The organism is Pedobacter sp. 01N310, from assembly GCF_056399805.1.
In genome coordinates, this window is sequence record NZ_JBFTSB010000007.1 from 109,768 (window position 1) to 123,291 (window position 13,524).

General features: G+C 38.0%; 11 protein-coding genes. 6 read left to right on the forward strand and 5 right to left on the reverse strand.

Going from position 1 to position 13,524, the window contains the following annotated elements:
- Positions 1–472: 472 nt before the first annotated feature.
- The 4 genes from AC1DNH_RS16020 to fabG all read left to right on the forward strand — a co-directional run bounded on the left by AC1DNH_RS16020 (position 473) and on the right by fabG (position 5,823).
- The gene (locus AC1DNH_RS16020; RefSeq protein ID WP_477580178.1) at positions 473–2,440 is read left to right on the forward strand and encodes an SPFH domain-containing protein; all 1,968 of its coding nucleotides are present in this window, start codon (positions 473–475) and stop codon (positions 2,438–2,440) included.
- A 424-nt stretch (positions 2,441–2,864) separates the two neighbouring features.
- Complete coding sequence (locus tag AC1DNH_RS16025; RefSeq protein ID WP_477609786.1) at positions 2,865–3,740, forward strand: carbon-nitrogen hydrolase; 876 nt, start codon at positions 2,865–2,867, stop codon at positions 3,738–3,740.
- Between the two features lie 124 nt (positions 3,741–3,864).
- A complete protein-coding gene (locus tag AC1DNH_RS16030) occupies positions 3,865–4,941 on the forward strand; it encodes an agmatine deiminase family protein (protein ID WP_477580174.1) in 1,077 nt (358 codons plus the stop codon).
- 138 nt (positions 4,942–5,079) lie between these two features.
- Positions 5,080–5,823 carry a 3-oxoacyl-[acyl-carrier-protein] reductase gene (gene fabG, locus AC1DNH_RS16035; protein WP_477609788.1) on the forward strand — a complete coding sequence of 248 codons (744 nt, stop codon included), beginning with the start codon at positions 5,080–5,082 and terminating at the stop codon, positions 5,821–5,823.
- A gap of 92 nt (positions 5,824–5,915) precedes the next feature.
- On the opposite strand, the gene AC1DNH_RS16040 is transcribed toward fabG, so the two are convergent.
- On the reverse strand, positions 5,916–6,650 hold the full coding sequence (locus AC1DNH_RS16040; RefSeq protein WP_477580170.1) for a L,D-transpeptidase family protein: 735 nt from the start codon (positions 6,648–6,650) through the stop codon (positions 5,916–5,918).
- A 258-nt stretch (positions 6,651–6,908) separates the two neighbouring features.
- Here AC1DNH_RS16040 and AC1DNH_RS16045 point away from each other — a divergent pair, with 258 nt between their 5' ends.
- A complete protein-coding gene (locus tag AC1DNH_RS16045) occupies positions 6,909–8,993 on the forward strand; it encodes a hypothetical protein (RefSeq protein ID WP_477625513.1) in 2,085 nt (694 codons plus the stop codon).
- A 123-nt stretch (positions 8,994–9,116) separates the two neighbouring features.
- Positions 9,117–9,665, forward strand: coding sequence for an REP-associated tyrosine transposase (locus AC1DNH_RS16050; RefSeq protein ID WP_477625514.1), 549 nt, complete (start codon positions 9,117–9,119; stop codon positions 9,663–9,665).
- A 159-nt stretch (positions 9,666–9,824) separates the two neighbouring features.
- On the opposite strand, the gene AC1DNH_RS16055 is transcribed toward AC1DNH_RS16050, so the two are convergent.
- The 4 genes from AC1DNH_RS16055 to AC1DNH_RS16070 form a co-directional block, all read right to left on the reverse strand.
- Positions 9,825–10,439, reverse strand: a complete 615-nt coding sequence (locus AC1DNH_RS16055) for a trimeric intracellular cation channel family protein (protein ID WP_215131366.1) — start codon at positions 10,437–10,439, stop codon at positions 9,825–9,827.
- Positions 10,440–10,546: 107 nt separating this feature from the next.
- On the reverse strand, positions 10,547–10,846 hold the full coding sequence (locus tag AC1DNH_RS16060) for an FtsB family cell division protein (protein ID WP_025145767.1): 300 nt from the start codon (positions 10,844–10,846) through the stop codon (positions 10,547–10,549).
- 167 nt (positions 10,847–11,013) lie between these two features.
- Complete coding sequence (eno, locus tag AC1DNH_RS16065) at positions 11,014–12,309, reverse strand: phosphopyruvate hydratase (RefSeq protein WP_029278432.1); 1,296 nt, start codon at positions 12,307–12,309, stop codon at positions 11,014–11,016.
- A gap of 305 nt (positions 12,310–12,614) precedes the next feature.
- Complete coding sequence (locus tag AC1DNH_RS16070; protein WP_477580754.1) at positions 12,615–13,463, reverse strand: DUF2911 domain-containing protein; 849 nt, start codon at positions 13,461–13,463, stop codon at positions 12,615–12,617.
- Positions 13,464–13,524 lie beyond the last annotated feature (61 nt).

Genomic DNA, 13,524 nt, shown 5'->3' on the forward strand with positions numbered 1-13,524 from the left:
TTTATTTCAGCATCTTTTTAGCGTGAAAGACCCTGAAATAAATTCAGGGTGACGACCGCCTTAACTGAAAACTTGATTCAAATGTCACAAAGTGAGATTTAATAATCGAACTCAGGTTTCTAATTCTGGTGAAGTACTGTACTCCAATTTGGTCAATTGTATAGGTCTAAAAAAGGACAGCTTTTTTCTATTAATTGTTAATTATACATTTAAAATTTCCTCAGGTATTCAATAAAACCCAAAAGGTTAGTTTTTGTGGTTTATAAGCGTTGAGGCGGGGTATTCCTGAAAATGTCATCTGCAGTTGGTATTCTTTCGAAAATCGATCCTGAGTCATCTTTGAGGCCTTAAAATCAATAAAAAATAGTTAAAAAATAAGTGTTAAAAATGGTAACAAAGCACGCCGTTTGATATCTATATCGTGCTTGATAAATGGTTTATCAGGTTAAAAAAATAGAAAATATAAAAGATTATGGAAGCGCTCATTTCTAATTACTGGTGGGTTTTAGTGGCACTGTTGTGCATAGTTTTATACAAATATATTTTACGTTTCTTATTCGGGATGGTCATCGTACCCGAAGATAGAATCGGGTTGATTACTAAAAAATTCGTGCTCTTTGGTTCCGATCGGGAGCTGCCCGATGGTCGCATCATCGCGGTTAAAGGCGAAGCCGGTTTCCAGGGAAAAACACTGGCGCCAGGATTGTACTTCGGGATGTGGTTTTGGCAGTACAGTGTAACGATGGAACAGTTTACCATTATTCCTGAAGGGAAAATCGGACTGATTATGGCCAAAGATGGTTCCGAAATCCCAACGGGGAATATCCTTGGGCAAAGGGTAGAATCTGATAACTTTCAGGATGCGGTGAAGTTTCTCGAAAATGGTGGTCAGCGAGGCCGGCAAACGTCTTACATTACCTCGGGTTCTTATCGTATCAATACGATGCTGTTTCAGGTTTCTGTTACGGATATGATTCGCATTCAGGAAAGCATGGTGGGCATTGTAACCACTTTAGATGGTTTACCGATTGAGGCCAATCAAATTGCGGGCAAGCTTGTTGATGGACACAACAATTTCCAGGATTTCGATGCCTTTATAAAACAAGGTGGTAACCGTGGTTTGCAGCCCCAGGTAATTTTGGCGGGTTCTTATAACCTCAATCCATGGGCAATCCAATTAGAGGAAATTCCGATGACCGAAATTGCAATCGGTTATGTTGGTGTTGTAATCTCATTTATTGGTACAGACGGAAATGACTTAACCGGTGCAGACTTTAAACACGGTAATATTGTCGGAAAAGGTTCTAAAGGTGTTTGGCTCGAGCCACTTGGTCCGGGTAAATATCCGATTAACAAATACATTATGAAGGTAGAACTGGTACCAACAACCAATTTGGTATTAAACTGGGCATCGGCGCGTAGTGAGGCGCATAATCTGGATAAAAACCTATCAACCATTACCGTACGTTCTAAAGATGGTTTCCCGTTCAATTTGGATGTCGCGCAGATTATTCACGTACCAACTACAGAAGCTCCTAAAGTAATTGCACGTTTTGGTAATATGGTGAATTTGGTTTCGCAGGTTTTAGAACCCACCATTGGTAACTATTTCCGTAACTCCGCACAAGGAAGTGATGTGATTGCTTTCTTAAGTACCCGTAAAGAGCGTCAGGAATCGGCTAAAGAACATATCCGTAAAGTGCTTGATGAGTATAACGTAAATGCGGTTGATACGTTAATTGGTGATATTGTTCCGCCAGAATCGTTAATGAAAACCTTAACCGACCGTAAAATTGCAGAAGAACAAAAGGTTACTTACGAAACCCAGAAACAGGCACAGGAAACACGCCAGGGGATGGAGAAAGAAACCGCGATTGCCGATATGCAGAAAGATATTGTGAAGGCACAACAAAGTGTAGAGATTGCCGAACGTACGGCAAGTGCAACCGTTAAAAAATCTGAAGGTGATGCGGCTGGCGTAAAATTAGCTGTAGGAGCAGAGGCTGAGGCTACAAAAATGAGGGCGCATGCAGAGGCTGAAGCCACCAAAGCAAGAGCACAGGCCGATTCGGAAGCGATTAAGTTAAGGGCATCAGCAGAGGCTGAACAGATTTCGTTAACCGGTAATGCAGAAGCAGGTAAAATTTTAGCGGTAGGTAAATCAACCGCCGAAGCTTACGAACTTGCTGTGAAAGCTTTGGGCGGCGAAAACTTTACCCGTTACAAAATTACCGAAGAGTTATCGAAAGGTAATGTGAAACTGATTCCTGATGTACTGATTGGTGGTAGTGGAGGTAATCACGGCGGTTCAGCAATGGATGGGCTATTGGGATTGAAGTTGATGGAGTTGATGGACCCAGCACAGCGGAAAGAAGTGGTAGCGGTTGCAGAAATTGTAGAAACAAAAGCAAAACCTAAAAAGGACAATATAAACCCTTAATTTGGTTTTAAAGTAAAACGGAAAGCCTCGATGAGAATCGGGGCTTTTTGTTGTAATCCCATCGATAATTAGTAGAATATTTTTAGGTTTTTTTATCAGCTACGTCACCCTGAATTTATTTCAGGGTCTTAATGATATAAAAGATGCTGAAATAAATTCAGCATGACGATCGCGTTGGGCAAAGCAACCAAAAAAAATCATTGGGCTTGTAATATAATCGAACAAAGGCAAATTCGTATTATAAATATAACATTTGGTTCCACTTACATTTTGCTTTTCCGAAAAACAATTACATTATTATGCCGTTCTACTTTTAAACAAAATAGTAACTTTGCAGCCAGATTTAGAATGATAGAATTTTGAATGATTGAATGGCTTAATAATTCATTCATTCCATCATTCGCTCATCCAATAATTTTAAAAAATGAAGAAAGTAAAAGTTGGCTTGGTACAAATGAGTTGTACTAAAGATAAACAAGAAAATTTAGATAAAGCGATTGTTAAAGTAAGGGAAGCAGCTGCAAAAGGCGCACAGATTGTGTGTTTGCAAGAGCTTTTTACTTCTTTGTATTTCTGCGATGTTGAAGATTACGACAATTTCGATTTAGCTGAAGCTATTCCTGGACCATCTACTGATGCTTTACAAGTGGTAGCCAAAGAATTGGGTGTGGTAATTATCGCTTCTTTGTTTGAGAAACGTGCTGAAGGTTTATACCACAATACAACTGCGGTTTTAGATGCTGATGGTTCATATTTAGGTAAATACCGTAAAATGCATATTCCTGATGATCCGGCTTATTATGAAAAGTTTTATTTCACCCCTGGCGATTTAGGCTACAAGGTTTTTCAAACCAAGTTTGCTAAAATTGGTATCCTGATCTGTTGGGATCAATGGTATCCGGAAGCTTCACGTATTACAGCATTAATGGGTGCAGATATCATGTTTTATCCAACTGCAATTGGCTGGGCTACCGATCAGGATGAAGAAACCAATCAAGATCAATATAATGCTTGGCAAACCATTCAACGTTCGCATGCGGTTGCAAATGGTGTGCCTGTAGTGAGTGTAAACCGCGTAGGCTTTGAGCAAGATGGTGCCATGAAATTCTGGGGTGGAAGTTTCGCCACAAACGCACAAGGCAAAATACTTTATTTAGGTTCTCACGATCAGGAAGAAACCGAGGTAGTTGAACTGAATTTATCAGAATCTGATTTCTTCCGTAAACACTGGCCTTTTTTAAGAGACAGAAGAATTGATTCTTACCAGCCGATTACGAAGAGATATATTGATGGGGACTAAGCAGAAAGGTTAAAGACCAAAGCTTAAAGCGAAAACCATACATGGGTGTCATCCTGAGCCTGTCGAAGGACTTAACATTTCGACAAGCTCAATGTGACACCTTTAAATTAAAAGACTACACGAAATGTCAAATTTCCCTCCTAAAAAAGATTTAAGTATCAATCAATTCGATTATTCACCGAAACAACAAGGTTATGCTTTCCCTGCCGAGTGGGTAAAACATGAGGCAACTTGGTTAAGCTGGCCACATAAAGAAGCCTCTTGGCCAGATAAAATCGAAACTATTTACGAACCATATTGCCAATTTATTAAAGCTGTTACCGAAGGCGAAAAGGTACGCATCAATGTGAAAGATGAAGAAATGAAAGCTTTTGCTGTTTCTGAATTAACAAAAGTAGATGCCGATTTAAGTCAGATTGAATTTTATTTTAATGAAACCAACGATGCCTGGTGCCGCGATCACGGTCCTGCGTTTTTGCAGAAAGGAAATGAAAAGGCTGTTGTAGATTGGGGATACAACGCCTGGGGTGGAAAATATCCTCCGTTTGACCTGGATGATGTGGTTCCGACAAAAATTGCCCAACATTTCGATTTACCTTTGTTTACACCAGATATTGTGATGGAAGGAGGTTCAGTAGAATTTAATGGCGCAGGAACGGTTTTAACCACCACTGCTTGTTTGTTGAACGAAAACCGTAATCCGCATTTAACCAAAGAGCAGATTGAACAATATTTGCTTGAATATTATGGTCAAGATCAGGTATTATGGTTAGGAGATGGAATCGTTGGCGACGATACAGACGGCCACATTGATGATATTACGCGTTTTGTAAACGAGGATACGGTTTTAACTGTTGTAGAAAGCAATCCGCTGGATGAAAATTATATCTTGTTACAAGAGAATCTAGAGGCTTTAAAAGCCATGAAGCTGAAAGATGGCAGATCATTGAATATTGTTCAATTGCCAATGCCATCGCCGGTTATTCATGAAGATACTCGCCTGCCTGCATCTTATGCAAATTTTTACATCGCTAATGCGGCTGTAATTGTTCCGGTTTTTGATGATGTAAACGACCAGAAAGCTTTAGATATTATTCAAGGCTGTTTCACTGATCGCAAAGTGATCGGTATCAATTCGGTTGATATTATTTGGGGATTGGGAAGCTTTCATTGTTTGAGCCAGCAAGAACCAGCTGTTTAGTCCTGAGTCTTTAGTCAAAAGTCATTAGTCAAATTTGCGTGGTTGTCATCCTGAGCATTAGTCAAAACTCATTAGTCAATTTGGTTTTTAGTATTAACTTTACAACATTAAAACATTTCAACTTTACAACATTTCATAATGAAATTATTAGAAGGAAAAACAGCATTAATTACAGGCGCATCTAAAGGAATCGGCCGTAAAATAGCTGAAAAATTTGCCGAGCAGGGCGCTAATGTGGCTTTCACATATTTATCATCAGTAGAAAAAGGTGAAGCTTTAGAGCAGGAATTACAAAGCTTTGGAACAAAAGTTAAAGGTTACCGTTCTGATGCTTCTAAATTTGCCGAAGCGGAGCAATTGATCAATGATATCGTAGCTGAATTTGGTGCCATTGATATCGTGGTAAACAATGCGGGTATTACCAAAGATGGTTTATTGATGCGTATGAGCGAAGAAAACTGGGATGATGTGATCAATATTAACCTAAAATCGATTTTCAACGTAACCAAAGCGGCCTCTAAAGTAATGATGAAAGCCCGTAAAGGTGTTTTTATCAATATGGGGTCTATTGTGGGCACTACAGGTAATGCCGGACAAGCAAATTATGCTGCATCTAAAGCTGGTATCATCGGTTTTACCAAATCAATTGCTAAAGAATTAGGTTCGAGAAATATCCGTGCCAACGTAGTGGCACCAGGATTTATCCGCACCGAAATGACAGATATTCTTGATCCGAAAGTTGTTGAAGGATGGGAAAAAGATATTCCATTAAAACGTGCTGGGGAAACTGAAGATATTGCCAATGTTTGCGTGTTCTTAGCCTCAGATATGAGTGCTTACGTAACTGGCCAAACTTTATCTGTTTGCGGTGGGATGCTGTAAGAGAAGGTTAAGAGATTGAAAGGTTGGAAGGTTGAAAGGTTTGAAAACGTAGCCTTGTAACATTCCAACCTTTTAACATTAAAACGCTCCAACTATTTTACAATATATTTCCCTTTTACCTCACTTACATTTGCTTGGTTTTTATTTTTCTCAAAAGCTAAATAGCCTACCTGCAACGATTTCCAAAAACTAGCCTGTGTAGGAAATTGAGCAATATATTTCTTCATATTACCATCTGTCATTTTAAAAGGATAGATGTTAACCGGAATTTTTTCCTGGCCTGCATTTCTGGCCTCAACCCCTAAAATATAAACTTCTTTTATTTTTTCGTCTGTTAAAGGAATGCAACCTACGGTTACACAATTACCATGGATGTAAATATCACTTCCAGGTTTTCTGCCCTTTCCAGTTCGGGCATAATCTGCAGCGTTTGGATAATTCACGCCTAACGATAGATGGAAATTACTCATCGGGTTAAAAACGTTAATGTAATAAAAACCTTCCGGTGTTTGCCCATCTCCTTCAATCACTTTTGGACCAATGGTGCCAGAATGTGCACAGAAATCATATGTTCTAAACAACGAATATGTTTTTGCCGAATTATTTTTTAACCAAATCTCTAGTTTTCCTTCAGTTTTATAGGCATTGATCAACATCGAAAACTGATCACCATAGCCACCTGCCACAACAAATTTTCTCATCGTTTCCCATTTTTCACTGTAGGCCTTTTCTACTCTTTCAAACTTAATTTGAGTGGCTTTAAAATTATTTTGGGCATTTACCATAAGGCTTAGAGACAGTAGAAACGTTAAACAGATTAATTTCATAAATTTTGATTTGGTTTAAAAATAGGGATTTAACCACAGAGCGCATAGCGTTCTCTTTTTTTTACCACAAAGGTCACCGAGGAAAGGCACGAAGTACACAGAGTTGGGTGCTTAAAGACAGTTTAGGTAATCTGTATTCCTCAGTGTAAAACTCAGTGAACTCGGTGGTTAAATGAAGTTGTATTTTAGCCCTCGCATAAATTCTTTTATAGACAATAATCTTGAAAATTTCCCCAAAATTACCATCTTTATAAAAGTATGAACAGTTTTTTTTCGGGTACATCTATTTTGTTTTTTCTCGGTTGCTTGGCGTTAGGCGCGTTGTATGCCTGGTTGCTGTATCGCGGCAACAAAAATTTGGATAAAAAGCTTCAGTATGGCTTAACTGCCTTGCGGATTATCGTAGTGACTACCATTGCGTGGTTAATATTTGCACCGCTCATCAAAACATTAAATTATACCTTAGATAAACCCGTAATCATTATCGGACAAGATAATTCTCTTTCCGTAAGTCAGGTTAAGGCAGTTGGTTTCGACCAAAAATTATACGAAAATAACCTTAAAGCTTTACAGGATAAACTATCAGACAAGTACGAGGTAAAAACGCTTCACTTTGGCGATCAGGTTGCAGATGGTTTCGATTTTAAAAATCAGGGAAAATTAACAGATGCCTCGGCTTTTTTTCAGAAAGTTAGAGATGAATATACCAATAGAAATGTTGGCGCCGTTATTTTAGCCACCGATGGTATTTTTAATCACGGTGGAAATCCGCTGTACAGCGTAAATCAGATTAATGCCCCGGTTTATACTATTGGCCTGGGTGATAGTATCCCAAAGCGCGATGTTTTAATTTCGAACGTAAATTACAATAACATTGTATACCTGGATGACGATTTTACGATCGAAGTTCAGGTTCAGGCTTTTCAAAGTGATGGCGAAAGTACTTCTTTAACGGTTAACCAAAATGGTGTTAAGGTAGAACAGCAAAATATTTCGATTAATGGAAGTTCCTTTGTTAAAACGATCCCGGTTAAGATCCATGCGGGTAAAATTGGTGTTCAGAAATATACCGTTCAGCTCGGGGCATTGAAAAATGAAATTACTACCCGGAATAATATCCAAACTTTTTATGTCGAAGTTATTGATGGTAGGCAGAAAGTATTACTTGCTGCGGTGGCACCACACCCTGATTTGGGCGTGTTAAAAGAAGCTATTTCGCTCAATAAACACTACGAGGCTAAACTTGCACTTGCTGATGATTTAAATACAACAGATCCGTCTAAATTCGATCTGATCGTATTGTATCAATTGCCCGATGTGCAAAACATTTCGTCAACGTTTTTAAAGAAATTAACTGGATTAAAGAAACCGATCTGGTACATTTTGGGCGCACAGAGCAATATAAATGCTTTTAATCAAATGCAAAATCAGGTCAACTTAGGTTCTGCAAATGGTTCCATTCAGGAAGTGTATGCCGATTTTGCCAATGGATTTACAAGCTTCAATCTTACGGAAGATGACAAGAAGCAGTTTTCATCTTTCGATCCTTTGTTAAGTCCGTTCGGAAGGTTAACCGTAAATGCAGGCGCAATACCCGTTTTTAATCAGCGTATCGGCAAAGTAAGCACACAACAGCCATTGTTGTTCTTTGCCAATGAAAATGGCTTAAAGATAGGTTATTTGATGGGAGAGGGGCTTTGGAGATGGAAACTTTCAGAAGCTGAAAATGAAAGCAATCAATTGGTTTTAAATGATCTGATTTCAAAAACGGTTCAATACCTATCTGTTAAAGATGATAAGAGAAGGTTTAAGGTGTTTACTTCAAAGTCTGCTTATGATGAAAATGAAACCATCCAGTTTAACGGTACCCTTTATAACGATAGCTATCAGCCTGTAAATGAGTCGGAAGTTAATCTTCAGGTTAAAAACGAAGCGGGCAAGGTGTTTAATTATATTTTTTCTAAAACCGAAAATGCTTATCAGCTAGATGCAGGAACCATGCCTGCAGGGAATTATTCTTATCTCGCCAATACCGAACTGGGTGGAAAGAAATTCACGGCTACAGGTAGTTTCTATGTAAATGCGTTGATTGCAGAATTTCAGCAAACAACAGCCAATCATCAGCTGTTAAATACGATATCCAAACAAAGCAATGGTAAATTGTTTATGCCAGAAAACCTACTCAAAATAGCTGATGAGATAGCTAAAAATGAGAATATTAAAACCATCAGCTATGAAGACCGTAAATACGACGAACTGATCAGTATGAAATGGCTATTCGGCTTAATTTTGATTTTGCTGGGAGTAGAGTGGTTTTTAAGAAAAAGGAACGGAGAACTTTAAGTTTGGAGTGCAGTCAGATGTTACCATCTGACTGATTAGATTGTTTTGAAATTGAGTAAACCACAGTATTCAATTAATTTGAAAATGTCAGGTGGTAACACCTGACACCACGAAAAAGATTATATGGGATTAAGAAACAGAAGTTTATTTCTGGAGAAAAAATGTTTTTTCGTGACTACCAGTTGTTATAAACATTTAAAACTTCTCGAAAGTGACTCATGTAAATTAATAATTGTCAATAGTTTAAATTTCATTGCTTTAAAATATAAGATTTCAATTCTTGGTTATGTAATCATGCCTAATCACTTTCATGTCTTATTCTATTTCAACGATGAAAATAAATTATCGGATAGTATGCGTGATTTGAAAAAATTTTGCGCTTTTGAGATTCGAAAATACCTGGAATCTAGCAAGAATTCAATGCTAAATTTGATAAGGATTGAAAGTGATAAACAAGCATTTAAAGTTTGGGAAGATAGATTTGATGATGTCTGGATAGGTAGTAAGGAACTTCTGGAAATTAAATTGGAATATATTCATCAGAACCCGTTGCAATCTCATTGGAATTTGAGTGAGTATCCCGAAAATTATAGATACAGCAGTGCTGCTTTTTACTTAGGTACTCGGGATAATGTTGTTAAAATAATTGATTATAGAAATATTTTTGATTGATTGTATCCGTTGATAGATGTGTAGTCAGATGTTACCATCTGACTGATAAATAATCCTTAAATTGGAGAATAATGAATGGTGTTCAAATAATTTGAAAGTGTCAGGTGGTAACACCTGACACCACGGAAAAAAGCTCTAAGTTGAAAACTTCCAACTGAATCAATGCCATTCATCACGATAAACGAACTTAGGCATGTGCCATTCGAAGCGGATAGAAAGTAATCTTAGGGCTAATCCAACTACGGCTGCTAAAATAGTAGCCAGCATCTCGCTTCCATGAAAATGCTCTATGCCGATATAAACCGCGCCGGTGACTATCGCTGCGCTGGCATAAATCTCTTTTCTAAAAAGAAATGGAACTTCGTTGCAGAGTACATCACGAAGTACCCCGCCAGCACAACCAGTAATCATTCCGCTAAAAAGTACAATTAAATAAGGTAAATGGATTTCCTGTGCAACCTGACAGCCAATAATCGTGAAAACCACCAAACCTAAAGCATCAAGATAAAGGAAAAGTTTTTTGAGTTTAGTCATAATCGAGGCAATAAATGCAGCGAGTAAGGCTGCTACTGCAGTAATTACCAAATATTCTGGATGTTCTACCCAGCTCATTGGGTAATGGCCAAATAATACATTTCTAACTGTTCCGCCGCCTAATGCTGTAACCCAGGCAATAATGCAAACACCAACCCAATCCATATCACGTCTGCCCGCAGAAAGTGCAGCAGTCATGGCTTCGGCGGTTATGGCAATAATGTAGAGGATGTGAAGCATTAGATAGGTTAACTGTTTGAATTGGTTAATCGGTTAACTGGAAATGGATTGTTCTATTGTTGAAATTGCTAACCTCAACCTGTTAACTGAGCACTGCCAACTGAAAACTAATCCTTCTTCTCTTCCTGGATAATCACAAAAACATCTTCATTATCTTTTTTCATGAAGTATTTTTCGCGGGCAAATTTTTCAGCCGTATTCAGATTGGTATTCAGTTCGTTTAAATCTTTTTTAACCTGGGCGGTTTCTTTCTCGAAATATTCTTTTTCTTCCTGCAGTTTATTGGCCTGACTGCGGTACTCGTATTGCGACATCATATCGTTTTTGTCGAAAAATAGCATCCACATCGCAAAAGCGACAGTAGCAAGGAAATATTTATTTCGGAAAAGATCTATTAAACGTTTCATATATTGATATGAGATTTTAGATGTGAGATTTGAGAAAACCCGAATCCAACAAACAAATATAGTATTAAAATAAAAACATCCGAAGATTTAAAATCTCCGGATGTTTCGCAAATAAGTTTTTCAACTTGTTAACATTATAGCATTGGGTTTAAACCCAATACTATAAATTATTTCTTAGCGTATTTGAATTTTGAACCAATGAAACGAGCGTTTTCACCTAATTCTTCTTCAATACGTAATAATTGATTGTATTTAGCAATCCTGTCTGAACGTGATGCAGAACCAGTTTTAATCTGTCCGCAGTTTAATGCAACAGCTAAATCAGCTATCGTAACATCTTCAGTTTCGCCAGAACGGTGACTCATTACCGAAGTATAGCCATTGTTTTGTGCTAAAGTTACCGCATTGATGGTTTCAGTTAAGGAACCGATCTGGTTTACTTTTACTAGGATTGAGTTAGCAGTAGCCTCATCAATACCACGTTGTAAACGGGTTACGTTAGTTACAAATAAATCATCACCAACCAATTGAACATGGTCACCAATTTTATCGGTTAAGCTTTTCCAGCCAGTCCAATCGTTTTCATCCATACCATCTTCAATAGAGATAATTGGATATTTTGCAGAAAGATCAGCTAAATATTGTGCCTGCTCTTCGCTTGAACGAATTACCCCAGTGGCGCCTTCAAATTTAGTATAGTCGTATTTGCCATCTTTGTAGAACTCAGATGATGCACAGTCTAAAGCTAAACAGATTTGAGAACCTGGTTTGTAACCAGCAGTTTCAATTGCTTTTAATACAGTTTCAATTGCATCTTCAGTACCGTCAAAAGTTGGTGCAAAACCACCTTCGTCACCTACTGCAGTAGATAAACCTCTATCGTGAAGAATTTTTTTCAAGCTATGGAAAACTTCAGTTCCCCAACGTAAAGCTTCAGAGAAAGAAGGTGCGCCAACTGGCATAATCATAAATTCCTGAAAAGCGATAGGTGCATCAGAGTGAGAACCACCGTTAATGATGTTCATCATCGGAATTGGTAAAGTGTTTGCATTAACACCACCAATGTAACGGTATAATGGTTGACCGATTTCATCAGCAGCAGCTTTAGCAGCAGCCAAAGAAACACCTAAAATTGCGTTAGCACCTAAGTTACCTTTGTTTTCGGTACCATCCAGGTCTAACATGATTTTATCAATTGTATTTTGCTCAAAAACATCAATACCTCTTAATGCATCAGCAATTTTAGTATTTACATTTTCTACAGCTTTTAAAACACCTTTACCTAAATATGTAGATTTATCCCCATCACGTAATTCAACAGCCTCATATTGTCCAGTAGATGCACCGCTTGGTACAGCTGCACGGCCAAAAGCACCTGCTTCTGTTACAACTTCTACTTCTACTGTTGGATTGCCTCTCGAATCGAGAATTTGTCTGGCATGGACATTAACGATTATGCTCATTTTTATTTGATTTTTTATTGATTTTTTAACCTGCTTAGTGTATAAAATACAATTACTAAGCGCAACATCAAAGTTAGTATTATTTTTAAATAAATAAAGTGTTTTAAGGGTTAATGTTATGATAGTTGTTCAAGTTAATCAGTGGTTAATTTTAAGTTAATATTGGTATTCTGTCATGCTGAGGTACGAAGCATCTGCAAGCTATGGAACAGATGCTTCGTGCCTCAGCATGACAATGTTATTTATAGCCTCATAAAAAAACCGTTGAATCAACTCCAACGGTTTTATAAAATATTTTAATCTCTTTATTTTTTAGCTTCGGCCAAAAGTTCAGAATTGAGGCGTACATATTCATCAATCTTTTGTGCCTTTGCAGCGTCTATACCTTGCTGCGCAGTAGCTGATGCTCCCGCTTTATCGCCCATTTTCAATTGGATACGGCCTTTCCATAATTTAAACCAGGGTGCTTTAGGATCTGATTTTTCTGCTTCCGTCATCCATTCTAAAGCTGTTTTTAAATCTTTTCCATTTTGATAATAATACAATGCCGAATTAAAGTAAGGTTTTTTTTCGCCCTTCATCGCTTCAGCAATATTTGCCATTACTTTTTCATCGATAGAAGTTGTAATATTGATGGCATAAGCACTATTCTCCCACATCATATTTAACTGCGCCGAAGTTTCGCTAACAGCCGAAAACTGCATGCTAAGGGTTTCTACTTTATCTTTTAAAGCTGTTGTTTTTACTTTTACACGAAGCACATCATCACTTTCCTTATATGCGTAGGCACCCCATTGATCGGGCGTTTTGCTGAAAATAACCGTCCACTCATTTTTGCCTGGAATGCTGAACAGGCCATATTCACCAGCAGGCAGATCTTTGCCTTCAATTTTAACGGCATCGGTAAATTTAATACGTGTGGCCGCATTTGCCCCGTTACGCCAAACTACGCCCATTGGCTCCATGCCGCCAAAAATTTTGCGGCCTTTAACATTCGGACGAGAGTAGGTTAAAGTTATTTTGCCTAATCCAAAATCCTGGATAATGGTTTGCCCGCTACTCGGTTGTGGAAACTTGGCTCCCTGGGCATTTGCGAAATCTGCTGCACCTAAAAGTGCAACAAACAGCATTACTGATTTGATCGATATTTTCATTGCTTTGTTGTTTTTGGTTTACACGAATTTACGCAATAAGCTTCGAGTTTAACAAAATGTT

Coding starts and splice junctions, on each gene's coding strand:
- AC1DNH_RS16020 (WP_477580178.1), top strand. CDS start 473: ATGGAAGCGCTCATTTCTAATTACTGGTGGGTTTTAGTGGCACTGTTG.
- AC1DNH_RS16025 (WP_477609786.1), top strand. CDS start 2,865: ATGAAGAAAGTAAAAGTTGGCTTGGTACAAATGAGTTGTACTAAAGAT.
- AC1DNH_RS16030 (WP_477580174.1), top strand. CDS start 3,865: ATGTCAAATTTCCCTCCTAAAAAAGATTTAAGTATCAATCAATTCGAT.
- fabG (WP_477609788.1), top strand. CDS start 5,080: ATGAAATTATTAGAAGGAAAAACAGCATTAATTACAGGCGCATCTAAA.
- AC1DNH_RS16040 (WP_477580170.1), bottom strand. CDS start 6,650: ATGAAATTAATCTGTTTAACGTTTCTACTGTCTCTAAGCCTTATGGTA.
- AC1DNH_RS16045 (WP_477625513.1), top strand. CDS start 6,909: ATGAACAGTTTTTTTTCGGGTACATCTATTTTGTTTTTTCTCGGTTGC.
- AC1DNH_RS16050 (WP_477625514.1), top strand. CDS start 9,117: ATGGGATTAAGAAACAGAAGTTTATTTCTGGAGAAAAAATGTTTTTTC.
- AC1DNH_RS16055 (WP_215131366.1), bottom strand. CDS start 10,439: ATGCTTCACATCCTCTACATTATTGCCATAACCGCCGAAGCCATGACT.
- AC1DNH_RS16060 (WP_025145767.1), bottom strand. CDS start 10,846: ATGAAACGTTTAATAGATCTTTTCCGAAATAAATATTTCCTTGCTACT.
- eno (WP_029278432.1), bottom strand. CDS start 12,309: ATGAGCATAATCGTTAATGTCCATGCCAGACAAATTCTCGATTCGAGA.
- AC1DNH_RS16070 (WP_477580754.1), bottom strand. CDS start 13,463: ATGAAAATATCGATCAAATCAGTAATGCTGTTTGTTGCACTTTTAGGT.